Source organism: Amycolatopsis nigrescens CSC17Ta-90, from assembly GCF_000384315.1.
Lineage (GTDB): Bacteria > Actinomycetota > Actinomycetes > Mycobacteriales > Pseudonocardiaceae > Amycolatopsis > Amycolatopsis nigrescens.
This window is the reverse complement of sequence record NZ_ARVW01000001.1, coordinates 8,254,769-8,267,755: the sequence shown is the minus strand read 5'-3', so window position 1 is coordinate 8,267,755 and position 12,987 is coordinate 8,254,769. Positions and strand designations below refer to the sequence as shown.

General features: G+C 69.6%; 10 protein-coding genes. 7 read left to right on the top strand and 3 right to left on the bottom strand.

Features of this window, described 5'->3' with window-relative positions; translation table 11 throughout:
* The first annotated feature begins 99 nt into the window (after nt 1–99).
* Both AMYNI_RS0139115 and AMYNI_RS0139110 read left to right on the top strand, forming a co-directional pair.
* Nucleotides 100–1,716, top strand: coding sequence for an alpha/beta hydrolase (locus AMYNI_RS0139115; protein ID WP_026361487.1), 1,617 nt, complete (start codon nt 100–102; stop codon nt 1,714–1,716).
* 292 nt (nt 1,717–2,008) lie between these two features.
* Nucleotides 2,009–2,737: an MgtC/SapB family protein gene (locus AMYNI_RS0139110; RefSeq protein ID WP_020673582.1), complete on the top strand. Its 729-nt coding sequence runs from the start codon at nt 2,009–2,011 to the stop codon at nt 2,735–2,737.
* Nucleotides 2,738–2,803: 66 nt separating this feature from the next.
* Here AMYNI_RS0139110 and AMYNI_RS0139105 read toward each other — a convergent pair whose 3' ends face one another.
* Nucleotides 2,804–5,611, bottom strand: coding sequence for an aconitate hydratase (locus tag AMYNI_RS0139105; RefSeq protein WP_020673581.1), 2,808 nt, complete (start codon nt 5,609–5,611; stop codon nt 2,804–2,806).
* A gap of 493 nt (nt 5,612–6,104) precedes the next feature.
* Between AMYNI_RS0139105 and AMYNI_RS0139100 the strand changes: the two genes are divergently transcribed.
* From AMYNI_RS0139100 to AMYNI_RS0139080, 5 genes are all read left to right on the top strand, one after another.
* Nucleotides 6,105–7,493, top strand: coding sequence for an NlpC/P60 family protein (locus tag AMYNI_RS0139100; protein ID WP_020673580.1), 1,389 nt, complete (start codon nt 6,105–6,107; stop codon nt 7,491–7,493).
* Nucleotides 7,493–8,041 carry a molybdenum cofactor guanylyltransferase gene (gene mobA, locus AMYNI_RS0139095; RefSeq protein WP_020673579.1) on the top strand — a complete coding sequence of 183 codons (549 nt, stop codon included), beginning with the start codon at nt 7,493–7,495 and terminating at the stop codon, nt 8,039–8,041. Before AMYNI_RS0139100 ends, mobA begins: the two co-directional genes overlap by 1 nt.
* Nucleotides 8,042–8,121: 80 nt before the next feature.
* Nucleotides 8,122–9,189, top strand: coding sequence for an AAA family ATPase (locus AMYNI_RS0139090; protein WP_020673578.1), 1,068 nt, complete (start codon nt 8,122–8,124; stop codon nt 9,187–9,189).
* A 12-nt stretch (nt 9,190–9,201) separates the two neighbouring features.
* Nucleotides 9,202–10,143: a DUF58 domain-containing protein gene (locus tag AMYNI_RS0139085; RefSeq protein WP_020673577.1), complete on the top strand. Its 942-nt coding sequence runs from the start codon at nt 9,202–9,204 to the stop codon at nt 10,141–10,143.
* Nucleotides 10,140–11,120, top strand: a complete 981-nt coding sequence (locus AMYNI_RS0139080) for a VWA domain-containing protein (RefSeq protein WP_020673576.1) — start codon at nt 10,140–10,142, stop codon at nt 11,118–11,120. The genes AMYNI_RS0139085 and AMYNI_RS0139080 overlap by 4 nt, the downstream gene beginning before the upstream one ends.
* A gap of 9 nt (nt 11,121–11,129) precedes the next feature.
* On the opposite strand, the gene AMYNI_RS0139075 is transcribed toward AMYNI_RS0139080, so the two are convergent.
* Both AMYNI_RS0139075 and AMYNI_RS0139070 read right to left on the bottom strand, forming a co-directional pair.
* Nucleotides 11,130–12,347, bottom strand: a complete 1,218-nt coding sequence (locus AMYNI_RS0139075) for a PucR family transcriptional regulator (protein ID WP_051116410.1) — start codon at nt 12,345–12,347, stop codon at nt 11,130–11,132.
* Nucleotides 12,348–12,491: 144 nt separating this feature from the next.
* Entirely contained in the window at nt 12,492–12,953 is a 462-nt protein-coding gene (locus AMYNI_RS0139070; protein ID WP_026361483.1) for a tRNA (cytidine(34)-2'-O)-methyltransferase, read from the bottom strand.
* Nucleotides 12,954–12,987: the final 34 nt, after the last annotated feature.

The following is a 12,987-nucleotide window of genomic DNA, read 5'->3' as shown; positions in this document are numbered from 1 at the left end:
ACCACGCTGTGCCATCTTCGACGTGACCACTCCGCCCTGCGATCTCCGCAGGCGGCGGCTAGGGAGGGAGAGTTCGTGTCGAAGTCCACACGAAGGCCGGTGCGCACGAGGGCACTGGTGGGGGTGCTCGTGGCAGGGACCGCGTTGCTCGGGCTGCCGGTCGCCGCGCAGGCCGAACAGGTCGCGCAGGCCGACGGCCCGCAGGCGGCACAGGTCGGCGCGACACCGCCGGTCGAATGGGGGCCGTGCGCGGAAGGCACCGTGCCGCCGGACCAGACGGGCTCGTTCAGCTGCGCCACCTACCGGGTGCCGATCGACCACGACGACGCGACGCTCGGCACCATCGACCTTGGTCTGCTCCGGCGGGCGGCGACCAAACCGGACCAGAAGGTCGGGTCGCTGTTCCTGAACCCCGGCGGGCCCGGCGGGCCGGGAATGACCATGCCGGTCTCCGCCGCGTCCTTCTTCAACCCCGAGGTAATGGACCGGTTCGACCTGATCGGCTTCGACCCGCGAGGGGTCGGCACGAGCAACCCCCTGCGCTGCTTCACCACCGCGGAGGACGCGAACGACGTGTTCGGCGCCCAGGTCGGCGTGCCGGTCACCAGGCAGGAGATCTCCGGCACGCTGGCGTCCTATCGCGACTACGGCCAGTTCTGCGAGCGCAACGGGGGCGCGCTGCTGCACCACATGTCCACAAAGGACGTGGTGCGGGATCTCGACGTGCTGCGCGCGGCGGTCGGTGACCAGAAGCTGAACTTCGTCGGCTTCTCCTACGGCACGCTGATCGGATCCACCTACGCGAACATGTTCCCGAAGAACTCCAGGGCGCTGGTGATCGACGGCAATGTGGACCCGGCGCTGCGGACCAGTGACGGCCTGCAGTACGACCGGGAGCGCGCCCGCGGTTTCGAGGTCGCACTGGACGGTTTCCTGGCCAAGTGCAAGGAGGTGGCCGAGCGCTGCGCGTTCAGCCCGGGGCAGCCGCGCGAGAAGTTCGACGAACTGCGCACCGCGCTGCGCGAAAAGCCGGTCACCCTGCCGGACGGCACCGAGATCGACCTGAGCAGGTTCGTCGGTGCGGTGGGCGGCGCGCTGTACTCACCGGCGGCGTTCATCTCACTGGCCAAGGATCTGCAGTCGCTCTACGACGTGCTGAACCCGCCGGACGGGCAGGTGCAGCGGTTCACCGCCGAAGACCTGCCGACGCTGACGAAAGCGGTCCGTGGCACCAAGTTCGACTCGCTGCCGGACAGTCCGTACAACTCGGACGACTCCTATCTCGGGGTGAACTGCTCGGACAAGAAGTTCGGCGACGACCAGGAGCAGGTGCCGTCGGTCGCGGCGGCCTGGGAGAAGGAGTCGCCCACCTTCGGTCGTAGCCAGGCGTTCTCGGACCCGGCCGGGTGTCCGGTGTGGCCGGTCAAGGACGCGGACGCCTACCGCGGCCCGTGGAACCGGTCCACCGAGAACCCGGTGCTGGTGGTGGGCAACTTCTACGACCCGGCCACCCAGTACGAGTTCTCCAAGCGGATGGCCGACCAGCTCGGCTATTCCCGGCTGCTGTCGGTGGACGCCTTCGGCCACTGCATCCTCGGTGACTCCGCCGGGGTGGACAAGGCCACCGCCGACTACCTGATCGACCTCAAGGTGCCTGCGCCGGGGCAGGTGTTCCAGCCGGACGTGCAGCCGTTCACCGCACCTTCTGGCACATAACCCCAGGTCAACTGTCGTGAGTGGAAAGTGTTGCCCTGGCAACACTTTCCACTCACGACGCTCGTGACGGGTAGCATGTCGCGGGAATCGCCATTACCAAGAGGAGGTGAGCGGCACATGCCGGAGGACAGTCCCGAGACGACCGGAAGAAGCCGTCTCACCGCCGCCCGCGCAGGGTTCCGCTCGCGATAGCACTCGCCTGAACCGCCGCGCCCGGTCGCGGACGGTTTTTCCCGGTCGATTCGACCTGTCTGGCCGAAGCACTGTGTGCGCAAGCCGGAAAGGCCAGATCATGACCACTTTGGAGATGCTGCTCAGGATCGGCAGCGGAGTCGGCCTCGGTGCGGTGATCGGTTTCGAACGCCAGTACCGGGCCAGGATGGCGGGTCTGCGGACCAACGCGCTGGTCGCGATCGGTTCCACCCTGTTCGTGCTGCTTTCCGCGCACGGGTTCGGCGGGCTGTCCGGCAGCGGGGACGCGGACCCGACCAGGGTCGCCGCGCAGATCGTTTCCGGGATCGGTTTCCTCGGCGCCGGGGTGATCCTGCGGGACGGGCTGAGCGTGCGCGGCCTGAACACGGCGGCCACGCTGTGGTGCTCGGCCGCCGTCGGCGCGCTGTCCGGCGCCGGGCTGTACCAGGTCGCCGGTGCCGGCACGGTGGTCGTCGTCGGGGTGAACGTCGCGCTGCGGGCGCTCGGCCGCGCGGTGGACCGCCGCCCGGACACCGGCGACGAAACCCCGACGCACTACAACTTCCACGCGGTGACCAAGGACGACACCGAGGCGCACGTGCGGGCGCTGCTGGTGCAGTCGCTGACTCGCACCGACTTCCGGCTGCTGTCGGTGCAGAGCACGGACCTGCCGGCCGCCGGTTCGGTGGAGGTACGGGCCGAGCTGGTCGGCGACCAGCGCGACGACGCGCAGATGGAGTCGGCGGTGAGCAGGCTGAGCCTGGAGCCGTCGGTGACCAGCGTCCGCTGGCAGGTCCGCGAACCGCTGGAACTCGGCACTCCCGAATAAGCCGTGAAGGGCCCCTTGCCTACCTTCAAAGTAGGTAAGGGGCCCTTCACGGACGAAACGGGTCGGTTAGGCGGTCATCTTGCGCAGGACGTACTGCAGGATGCCACCGTTGCGGTAGTAGTCCGCCTCGCCCGGGGTGTCGATGCGCACCACGGCGTCGAACTCGACCACGGTGCCGTCCTGCTTGGTGGCGGTCACCTTGACCGTCCGCGGGGTCTCACCGTCGTTGAGCTTGGTGATACCGGCGATGTCGAAGGTCTCCGTGCCGTCCAGGCCGAGAGACTTGATCGACTCGCCCTCCGGGAACTGCAGCGGGATGACGCCCATGCCGATCAGGTTCGACCGGTGGATCCGCTCGAAGGACTCGGTGATCACCGCGCGCACACCCAGCAGCGAGGTGCCTTTGGCCGCCCAGTCGCGCGACGAGCCGGAGCCGTACTCCTTGCCGCCGAGCACGACCAGCGGGATGTCGTTGGCGGCGTAGTTCTGCGCGGCGTCGTAGATGAACGCCTGCGGAGCGCCTTCCTGGGTGAAGTCGCGGGTGTAGCCGCCCTGCACGTCGTCCAGCAACTGGTTGCGCAGCCGGATGTTGGCGAAGGTGCCGCGGATCATCACCTCGTGGTTGCCGCGCCGCGAGCCGTAGGAGTTGAAGTCCTTGCGCTCGATGCCGTGCTCCTGCAGGTACTTGCCGGCCGGGGAGTCGGCCTTGATCGCACCGGCCGGGGAGATGTGGTCGGTGGTGACCGAGTCGCCCAGCTTGGCCAGCACGCGGGCGCCGCTGATGTCCCGCACCGGAGCGGGCTCGGCCTGCATGCCGTCGAAGTACGGTGGCTTGCGCACGTAGGTGGACTGCGCGTCCCAGTCGAAGGTCTTGCCCTCCGGGGTGGGCAGCGACTTCCAGCGCTCGCCACCGTCGAACACGTCCGCGTAGTCCTTGGTGAACATCTCCTGGGTGATCGAGGAGTCGATGGTCTCCTGGATCTCCTGCGGGGTCGGCCAGATGTCCTTCAGGAACACGTCGTTGCCCTCGGTGTCCTGTCCGAGCGGCTGCTCGTCGAAGTCGAAGTCCATCGTGCCGGCCAGCGCGTAGGCGATCACCAGCGGCGGCGACGCGAGGTAGTTCATCTTCACGTCCGGGTTGATCCGGCCCTCGAAGTTCCGGTTACCGGAGAGCACCGAGACCACGGTCAGGTCGTTTTCCTGCACCGCGGCGGAGATCTCGTCGGAGAGCGGGCCGGAGTTGCCGATGCAGGTGGTGCAGCCGTAGCCGACCAGGTGGTAGCCCAGCTTCTCCAGGTACGGCCAGAGCCCGGCCTTGTTGTAGTAGTCGGTGACGACCTGGGAGCCGGGGGCCATCGAGGTCTTCACCCACGGCTTGACCGAGAGTCCCCTGTCCACCGCGTTGCGCGCGAGCAGCGCCGCGCCCAGCATCACCGACGGGTTGGAGGTGTTGGTGCACGAGGTGATCGACGCGATCACCACGGCGCCGTGATCCAGCACGAACTCGCCACGGTCCGCGGACTGCACGGTGACCGGCTTGGTCGGCCTGCCGGACGAGCCGTTGGCCGCGGACTGCACGGGTACCGCGTCTTCGTCGGCGAAGGAGAGCGCCGCGGGGTCGCTGGCCGGGAAGCTCTCCTCGACCTTCTCGTCCACCTTGGTGTGCGGGGTGGGGTACTGCTCCTCCACGTAGTCGTGCACCGACTTGCGGAACGAGGACTTGGCGTCGGTCAGCTCGATCCGGTCCTGCGGCCGCTTCGGGCCGGCGATCGAGGGGACCACAGTGGACAGATCCAGCTCGAGGTACTCGGAGTAGGTCGGCTCGTGCGAAGCGTCATGCCAGAGCCCTTGCTCTTTCGCGTAGGTCTCGACCAGTGCGACCTGCTCGGGGGAGCGGCCGGTCAGCTTGAGGTAGCGGATGGTCTCGTCGTCGATCGGGAAGATCGCCGCGGTGGAACCGAACTCCGGGCTCATGTTGCCGATGGTGGCGCGGTTGGCCAGCGGCACCGCGCCGACGCCGTCGCCGTAGAACTCGACGAACTTGCCGACCACACCGTGCTTGCGCAGCATCTCGGTGATGGTGAGCACCACGTCGGTGGCGGTGACGCCGGTGGGGATCTCGCCGGAGAGCTTGAAGCCGACCACGCGCGGGATGAGCATGGAGACCGGCTGGCCGAGCATGGCGGCCTCGGCCTCGATGCCGCCGACGCCCCAGCCGAGCACGCCGAGGCCGTTGACCATGGTGGTGTGCGAGTCGGTGCCGACGCAGGAGTCGGGGTAGGCCTGGCCGTTGCGGGACATCACGGTGCGGGCCAGGTGCTCGATGTTGACCTGGTGCACGATGCCGGTGCCCGGCGGGACCACCTTGAACTCGTCGAAGGCGCCCTGGCCCCAGCGCAGGAACTGGTAGCGCTCGCGGTTGCGCTCGTACTCGATCTCCACGTTGCGCTCGAAGGCGTCCGCGCGGCCGAACACGTCGATGATCACGGAGTGGTCGATGACCAGCTCGGCGGGGGCGAGCGGGTTGACCTTGTCGGGGTTGCCGCCGAGGTCGGTCACGGCCTCGCGCATGGTGGCCAGGTCGACCACGCAGGGCACGCCGGTGAAGTCCTGCATGATCACCCTGGCCGGGGTGAACTGGATCTCGATCGACGGGTCGGCGCTGGGGTCCCAGCCACCGAGTGCGCGGATGTGCTCGGCGGTGATGTTCGCGCCGTCCTCGGTCCGCAGCAGGTTCTCGAGCAGGATCTTGAGGCTGTAGGGAAGGCGCTGCGCGCCCTCGACCTTGTTCAGCCGGAACACCTCGTAGGAGGCGTCACCGACTTTCAGCGTGTCTCGAGCGCCGAAGCTGTCCTTGCTGGCAGGTGCAGTCACGTCTAACTCCAGGGGCGTGGGCCGGCTCTCGTGGGCTTCTCGTGTCCGGTTGACGAGCAGCCGTACCCGGTCCGTTCGGGTGGTTGGCAGTGCGTTGTTCGGGGCCTGTCGTGTTGCTCAGGAGCGAGTCTCGCGCACCCCCACCGTGTCCGCAGACGCGGGGACGGCGCCGGCTCCCTGCTGACTCAAACAGTACGCTTGTCCTTTTTTCACTTCAAGGGGGACACGCGAGGAGGCGGGCGTGTGGTGCGGCACACGGGTGGGCCGGAATTGGGCTGGCAAGCATGCGGGAAGGGGCTGGGAGCAGGGGTAACCCGCATGGGCGAATGATGCGCACGGTGCGTAAGTGTCTGCTGTTAAATCTGGTAAATCTGTGGCATCAGTGGCACAGTTTGCTCCGAAAGTCTCAAGGAAAGCTTGAGGTGCTGAGGCCGCGACAGCGGCCATGGCCGGACGGGGAGCCGGGTGGACGAGGGCTCACCCGGAGCGAGAGGTGGAGACCGTGCCGAACAGGCGAGGTGAACCGGCGCCGGCCGGCGCGCGATGGTTGGTGGCCGCGGCCTTCGGGCTCGCGGCGTTGCTCGGTACCGCGGGCACCGCGCTGGCGGTGCCACCGCCGCCACCCAACCCGAGCGACTCGGAGATCGATTCGGGCCGCGCCGAGGCGAACGCGCGGGCCGGTGAGGTCGGCCAGCTGACCAACCAGCTCGCCGAGGCCGAGGCCCGGCTTTCCGATCTGCAGGCCGATGTCGAGCTGAAGCTCGAAGAGGCCAACAAGGCCATGGTCGACCTGCAGGCCGCGGAGGACGCCGCCGGTCAGGCCAAACAGGACGCGGACAACGCGCGCACGGAATCCGACGCGGCCGCGGCGGCCATCGAAAGCGCCCGCGCCGACCTGGACCGGTTCGTCGCCGGCAGCTACCAGCAGGGCAGCACGATCGGCTCGATCTCGGCCTATCTCGACTCGGACAGCCCGAAGAACCTGCTGGCCCGCGCGCAGCTGCTGGCCGCGGTCGGCGGCAGCCGGTTCGACGCGCTCAAGGGCATGGAGCGGGCGCAGACCGAGAAGGCGAACAAGGACTCGATCGCCCGCAAGAAGCTGGAGATCGCGCAGGAGAAGCAGGCCGAAGCCGAGCAGGCGAAGGGCAACGCGGACTCCGCGCAGACCGCCGCGATGCAGGCGCAGGACAGCCAGGCCGTGCGGAACACGCAGCTCGAAGCGGACAAGTCCAAGGTCGAGCAGCGGCTCTACGAAGCGCAGTCCGCGGTCAGCGGGCTGCAGGGGCAGCGGCAGCGCTACCAGGACTGGCAGGCGCAGAAGCAGCGCGAAGAGGAAGAAGCGGCCCGTCGCGCGGCCGAGGCGGCGTCGGCGTCCGATTCCGGCGGCGGAAACGACCGGCCTTCCAGCGGGTCGAACGGGGGAGCGCCGAGTCGCTCGAAGCCTTCGTCCGGCCCGGCTGGCGCGAGCCTGGAAGCGGTGATCGCCAGGGCGATGGCCCAGCGCGGGCTGCCCTACGCCTGGGGCGGCGGCAACGCCAGCGGCCCGACCCGCGGCATCCGCGACGGCGGGGTGGCCGACCGGTTCGGCGACTACCGCAAGATCGGCTTCGACTGCTCCGGCCTGATGATCTACGCCTTCGCCGGAGTGAAGGGACTGCCGCACTACAGCGGTTACCAGTACAACGCCGGGCGCAAGGTGCCGCTGTCCCAGATGCGGCGCGGGGACATGCTGTTCTGGGGCGGCCGCGGCGGGATCCACCACGTGGCGCTCTACCTCGGCAACGGGCAGATGGTCGAGGCGCCGCAGTCCGGTTCGGTGGTGAAGGTTTCCTCGGTGCGGTACGGCGGGATCATGCCGTACGCGACTCGCCTGATCGGTTGATGTTCTGCGGGATCGTGCTCGCCGGCGGTGCGGCGGCACGGCTGTCCGGAGTGGACAAGCCGATGCTCGACGTCGGGGGCAGGTCGCTGCTCCAGCGGGCGGTGTCCGCGCTGGGCGCGGCGGATCCGGTGATCGTGGTCGGCCCGGCGCGGGCCGGTTTTCCCGGGGTGCGCTGGGTCCGGGAGGACCCACCCGGCGGTGGGCCGGTGTCCGCGCTCGCGGCCGGGCTCGCGCTGCTGCCGTCGCGACCCGGCGGACTGGTCGCGGTGCTCGCCGGCGATCTCGCCGGGGTGGAAGAATCCACTGTGGACAAACTGCTGGCCGCGGTCGGCGGTTCGGACGGCGCGGTGCTGGTGGACGAACAGGGCAGGCGGCAGTGGCTGATCGGCGCGTGGCGGGCCGAGCGCCTGCGCGCGGTGCTGCCGGCCGAGCCGTCCGGTGCGGCGCTTCGGCGGATGCTGGCGGGGCTGTCGATCGTGGAGGTGCCCGCCGAGCCGGGGGAGAGCGCCGATGTGGACACACCGGAGGATCTGGACAGGCTCCGATAACTCCTTCACAGCCGTCATACCGGTGATTCGGTTGGCTGTTACGGTCGCACGCGACACGCGATCATCAGCGAGGAGGAACCGTGACCGAGCCCGGCTACGCCGAGGGCGCGCCCGGCCAGCAACCCGGAACCCCAGCGCGGGACGCCCAGCTGCTGGAGCGCACCGTGTTCGAGGTCAAGCGGATCATCGTCGGGCAGGACAGGCTGGTCGAGCGGATGCTGGTCGGCCTGCTGGCCAAGGGCCACCTGCTGCTGGAAGGCGTGCCCGGCGTCGCGAAGACGCTCGCGGTGGAGACCTTCGCCAGGGTCGTCGGCGGCTCGTTCTCGCGCGTGCAGTTCACCCCGGACCTGGTGCCGGCGGACATCCTGGGCACCCGGATCTACCGGCAGGGCTCGGAGACCTTCGACGTCGAGCTCGGCCCGGTGGTGGCGAACTTCGTGCTCGCCGACGAGATCAACCGGGCCCCGGCCAAGGTGCAGTCCGCGATGCTCGAGGTGATGGCAGAGCGGCACGTGTCCCTCGGTGGCAAGACCTTCCCGATGCCGGACCCGTTCCTGGTGCTGGCCACCCAGAACCCGATCGAGAACGAGGGCGTCTACCCGCTGCCGGAAGCGCAGCGGGACAGGTTCCTGTTCAAGATCGTCGTCGAGTACCCGACGGCCGAGGAGGAGCGGGAGATCGTCTACCGGATGGGGGTCACCCCGCCGGAGCCGCACGAGGTGCTCAGCCCGGCCGAGCTGGTCCGGCTGCAGGGCGTCGCCTCCCAGGTCTTCGTGCACCACGCGCTGGTCGACTACGTGGTGCGGCTGGTGCTGACCACCCGGACACCGGCCGAGCACGGGCTCACCGACGTGGCCGGCTGGGTCTCCTACGGCGCGTCCCCGCGGGCGAGCCTCGGCATCGTGGCCGCCGCCCGTGCGCTGGCACTGGTCCGCGGCCGCGACTACGTGCTGCCGCAGGACGTGGTGGACGTGGTGCCGGACGTGCTGCGGCACCGGCTGGTGCTGTCCTACGACGCGCTGGCCGACGGGGTCCCGCTGGACCACATCATCACCAGGGTGCTGCAGACCGTGCCGCTGCCGCAGGTTTCCGCCCGGCCGCAGGGCGGCCCGGGGCAGCCGGTCGCGGCGGGCGCGCCGACCAGGTAACGAGCGGAGAAGATGAGGGACGCGAAGGGCGGCCGTCCGGACTGGGCGCCGCCGGTACTGCGCGGGGAACGGCTCGAAGCCGGTCTGCGCACCCTCGAGCTGGACGTGCGACGGCGGCTGGACGGGTTGCTGCAGGGCAACCATCTCGGACTGGTGCCGGGGCCCGGCTCCGAGCCCGGTGAAGCAAGGCCGTACCAGCCTGGTGACGACGTGCGCCGGATGGATTGGGCGGTCACCGCGCGCACCACCGAGCCGCACATCCGCGAGACGGTCGCCGACCGCGAGCTGGAGACCTGGGTGGCCGCGGACCTCTCGGCCAGCCTGGACTTCGGCACCGCGCTCTGCGAGAAGCGCGACCTGGTGGTCTGCGCGGTCGCCGCGATCGCCCATCTCACCGGAGGCGGCGGCAACCGGATCGGCGCGCTGATCGCCAACGGCGCCGAGACGCATCGCATTCCGGCGCGCGGCGGGCTGGCGCACGCGCGCGGGCTCGTCCGCAAGCTGGCGCTCACGCCGAGGGCCGCCGAAGGCACCAGGGGCGACCTGGCCGCCGCGATCGAACAGCTCCGCCGTCCGCCGCGACGGCGTGGGCTGGCCGTGATCGTTTCGGACTTCCTCGGTGACACCGAATGGCAGCGGCCGCTGCGCGCGCTGTCCGCCCGGCACGACCTGATAGCAGTGGAGATCGTGGACCCTCGAGACGTGGACCTGCCGGATGTCGGCACCGTGGTGCTGGCCGACCCGGAGACCGGCCGTCAGCGCGAGGTGCACGCGTCCGCCTTGTTGCGCAAGGAGTTCGCCGCCGCGGCGCAGGCGCATCGCAGTGAGGTGGCGCGGGCGCTGCGGCAAGCCGGTGCCGCGCATCTGGTGCTGCGCACCGATTCGGACTGGATCGCGGACACGGTGCGCTTCGTGGTGGCTCGTAAGCGTCGTTGGTCCGGGGGTGCAGCATGAGCTTGACGGGGTTCACGACGCCGTGGTGGTTCCTGCTGCTGCTCGGGGTGGCGGCGGTGGTGGTCGGGTATCTGCTGGTGCAGCGGGCCCGCCGCCGGCGCACCATGCGGTTCACCAACCTGGCGCTGCTGGAGAAGGTGGCACCGAAGGCACAGGGCTGGGTCCGGCACGTGCCGGCCGCGTTGATCGTGGTGTCGCTGCTGCTGCTGACCGTGTCACTGGCCGGGCCGACCGCCGAGCAGAAGGTGCCGCGCAACCGCGCGACGGTGATGCTGGTGATCGACGTTTCGCTGTCCATGGAGGCGACCGATGTGGCGCCGAGCCGGATCAAGGCCGCCCAGGACGCGGCGAGGTCGTTCGCGGCCGGGCTGACTCCCGGGGTGAACCTTGGCCTGGTCACCTTCGCCGGTACGGCCGCCGTGCAGGTCGCGCCGACCACCCAGCGGCAGGGCGTGATCAAGAACATCGACAACCTGAAGCTGGCCCAGTCCACCGCCACCGGTGAAGGCATCTTCGCGGCTCTCCAGTCGCTGGAGGGCTTCGCGTCCGTGGTGGGTGGCGCGGAAGGGCCGCCGCCGGCGCGGATCGTGCTGATGAGCGACGGCAAGCAGACCGTGCCGGAAGACCTGTACGCGCCGCGTGGTGCGTACACCGCGTCGCAAGCGGCGAAGCAGGCGCAGGTGCCGGTGTCCTCGATTTCTTTCGGCACGTCGCACGGGGTCGTGGACATCGACGGCAGGGAGATCGACGTGCGGGTCGACGACGAGTCGCTGCAGGAGGTCGCCCGGCTCTCCGGCGGGGAGTTCTACAAGGCGGCCACCGCGGACGAGCTCAAGCGCGTCTACGACAACCTCGGCGAGCAGATCGGCTACGAGCTGAAGGACGCGGACGCCAGCAAGCCCTGGCTGATCGCGGGCACCCTGCTGCTGATGGTCGCGGCGGCGGGTTCGCTCTTCCTCGGGCAGCGCCTGCCCTAGCCGGCGCCTTCAACGCGCGGCTCGTAGCAGCCGCTCGGCACGCAGCGCGATTTCGAGGTTCAGCCGTTCGTCCGGGTCGTTCAGCCGGTCGCCGAAGAGCTGCTGGAGCCGGCGCATCCGGTAGCGCACGGTCTGCGGGTGCACGTCGAGGGCGGCGGCCAGTTCGGGGGCGCTGCCCCGCAGCCGCAACCAGACCAGCAGCGTGTCGCTGAGCCGTTCCCGTTGTTTCCCGGACAGGTCGTCGAGCGGGGCGAGGCAGCGGGCGCGGAGTTCGCCGATCAGGAACTCGTCGTTGAGCAGGCACAGCGTGGCCAGGTGGTCGGTGACCAAGGTGACCGGCGAGTCGGCCAGCACGCCCCGCCGCAGCAGTTCCAGCGACCTGCGGGCGCAGCGCAGCGATCGTCCGGCGTCGGCCAGCGGTACCCGGGGGCCGACCACCGCCCGCCAGCAGGTCAGCCCGGTTTCCAGCCGGGCCGGATCGGGCGCGCTGCCGGCGATGAGCAGGCAGGGTTCGGCGGCTTCGGTGTCCACCAGCACGTGCCCGTCCAGGACGGGTGGCCGGCGCCGTTCCGCCCGTGGCTCCAGCGCCACCATCGTGACCCATTCCGGGAGCTGCCAGCCTGCCGCCCTGGCCAGTTCGGCGACTGTCTGCCGGGCGGTGGGCGGGTCGGCGAGGAGCAGTTGGAGCAGCCGCCGCCTGCGCCGGGTCGTGGTGTCCTCGGCTTCGGCCCGCGCGGCGGTGTACCCGGCGACGGACAGTGCGGAAATCTCGTCTACGTAAGCGAAAAGGGCCTCGGCGCACAGGCACAGCACGTTCGCCGGTACTCGGCTCGACTGGCCGCAGGCGGCGATGTGGCGCCAGGCGACCCGGCCGCCGACCCGGTAGGCGGACTGCAGGCTGTCGATACCGCGGCCGTGCCGGAATTCGAGTTCGCCGAAGTGCCGGAACAGTTCGGCCGAGTCGCCTCGCGGCGGGCCGGGGTCGCCGACGTGGTCGAGGGAGTACAGGATCGCCTTTTCGATTCCGCCGGCCGCGGTCCGGCCGATCGGGCCGTTCAGCGGTTCCGCGTACTCCGGGACGACCCGCTGGATTTCGGTGAGGATTGCTTTGGCCATGTCCCGCGCCCTCGGTCGGAAGTGCTGACCCAGTGTCCGCGGTATCGCCGCCCACAGCCGCCGTGAATGCGTCGCCGAGTGGTGGTCGCTCAAGGTTTCCACAGGTCTCATCGGATGCACCCTGCTTCGCGAAAATCGGGGTTGCCGTGCTCGAAACGGCCGTCATTTATCGCCAGGGCAACCTAATGCCGTCGCTCGAGGAGTGTCAACCGATCGCTTTTCGGTCATTAATGGCGGATATCTTGCCGTAGCTATTCACGGCATGGAAAAGCCTTGCTGGCGCCAGGCTTCGTAAACGGCGATTGAGGTGGTGTTCGCCAGGTTGAGGGAGCGGGAGGAGGGCACCATCGGCAGCCGAACGCGGTCGGTGACCTCCGCCGCGTGCTGCACGGCGTCGGGCAGCCCCACCGATTCGGGGCCGAAGAACAGCACATCCCCCGGTTGGTAGCGGATCTCGGTGTAGGTGGTGGTGCCGCCGGTGCTGAACGCGTAGACGTTCGCCGGCAGCAGCTCGCGCCAGGCCGCCGCCAGATCGGGGTGCACGCGGACGGTCGCCAGGTCGTGGTAGTCCAGGCCGGCGCGGCGGAGGTGCTTGGCCTCCAGCGAGAAGCCCAGCGGTTCCACCAGGTGCAGCTCGCAGCCGGTGTTCGCGGCCAGCCGGATCGCGTTCCCGGTGTTGGGCGGGATTTCCGGATGGTAGAAGAGGATTCGGAACACCGTCTGATCCTTGCCGTTCACTTGATCTTGATCT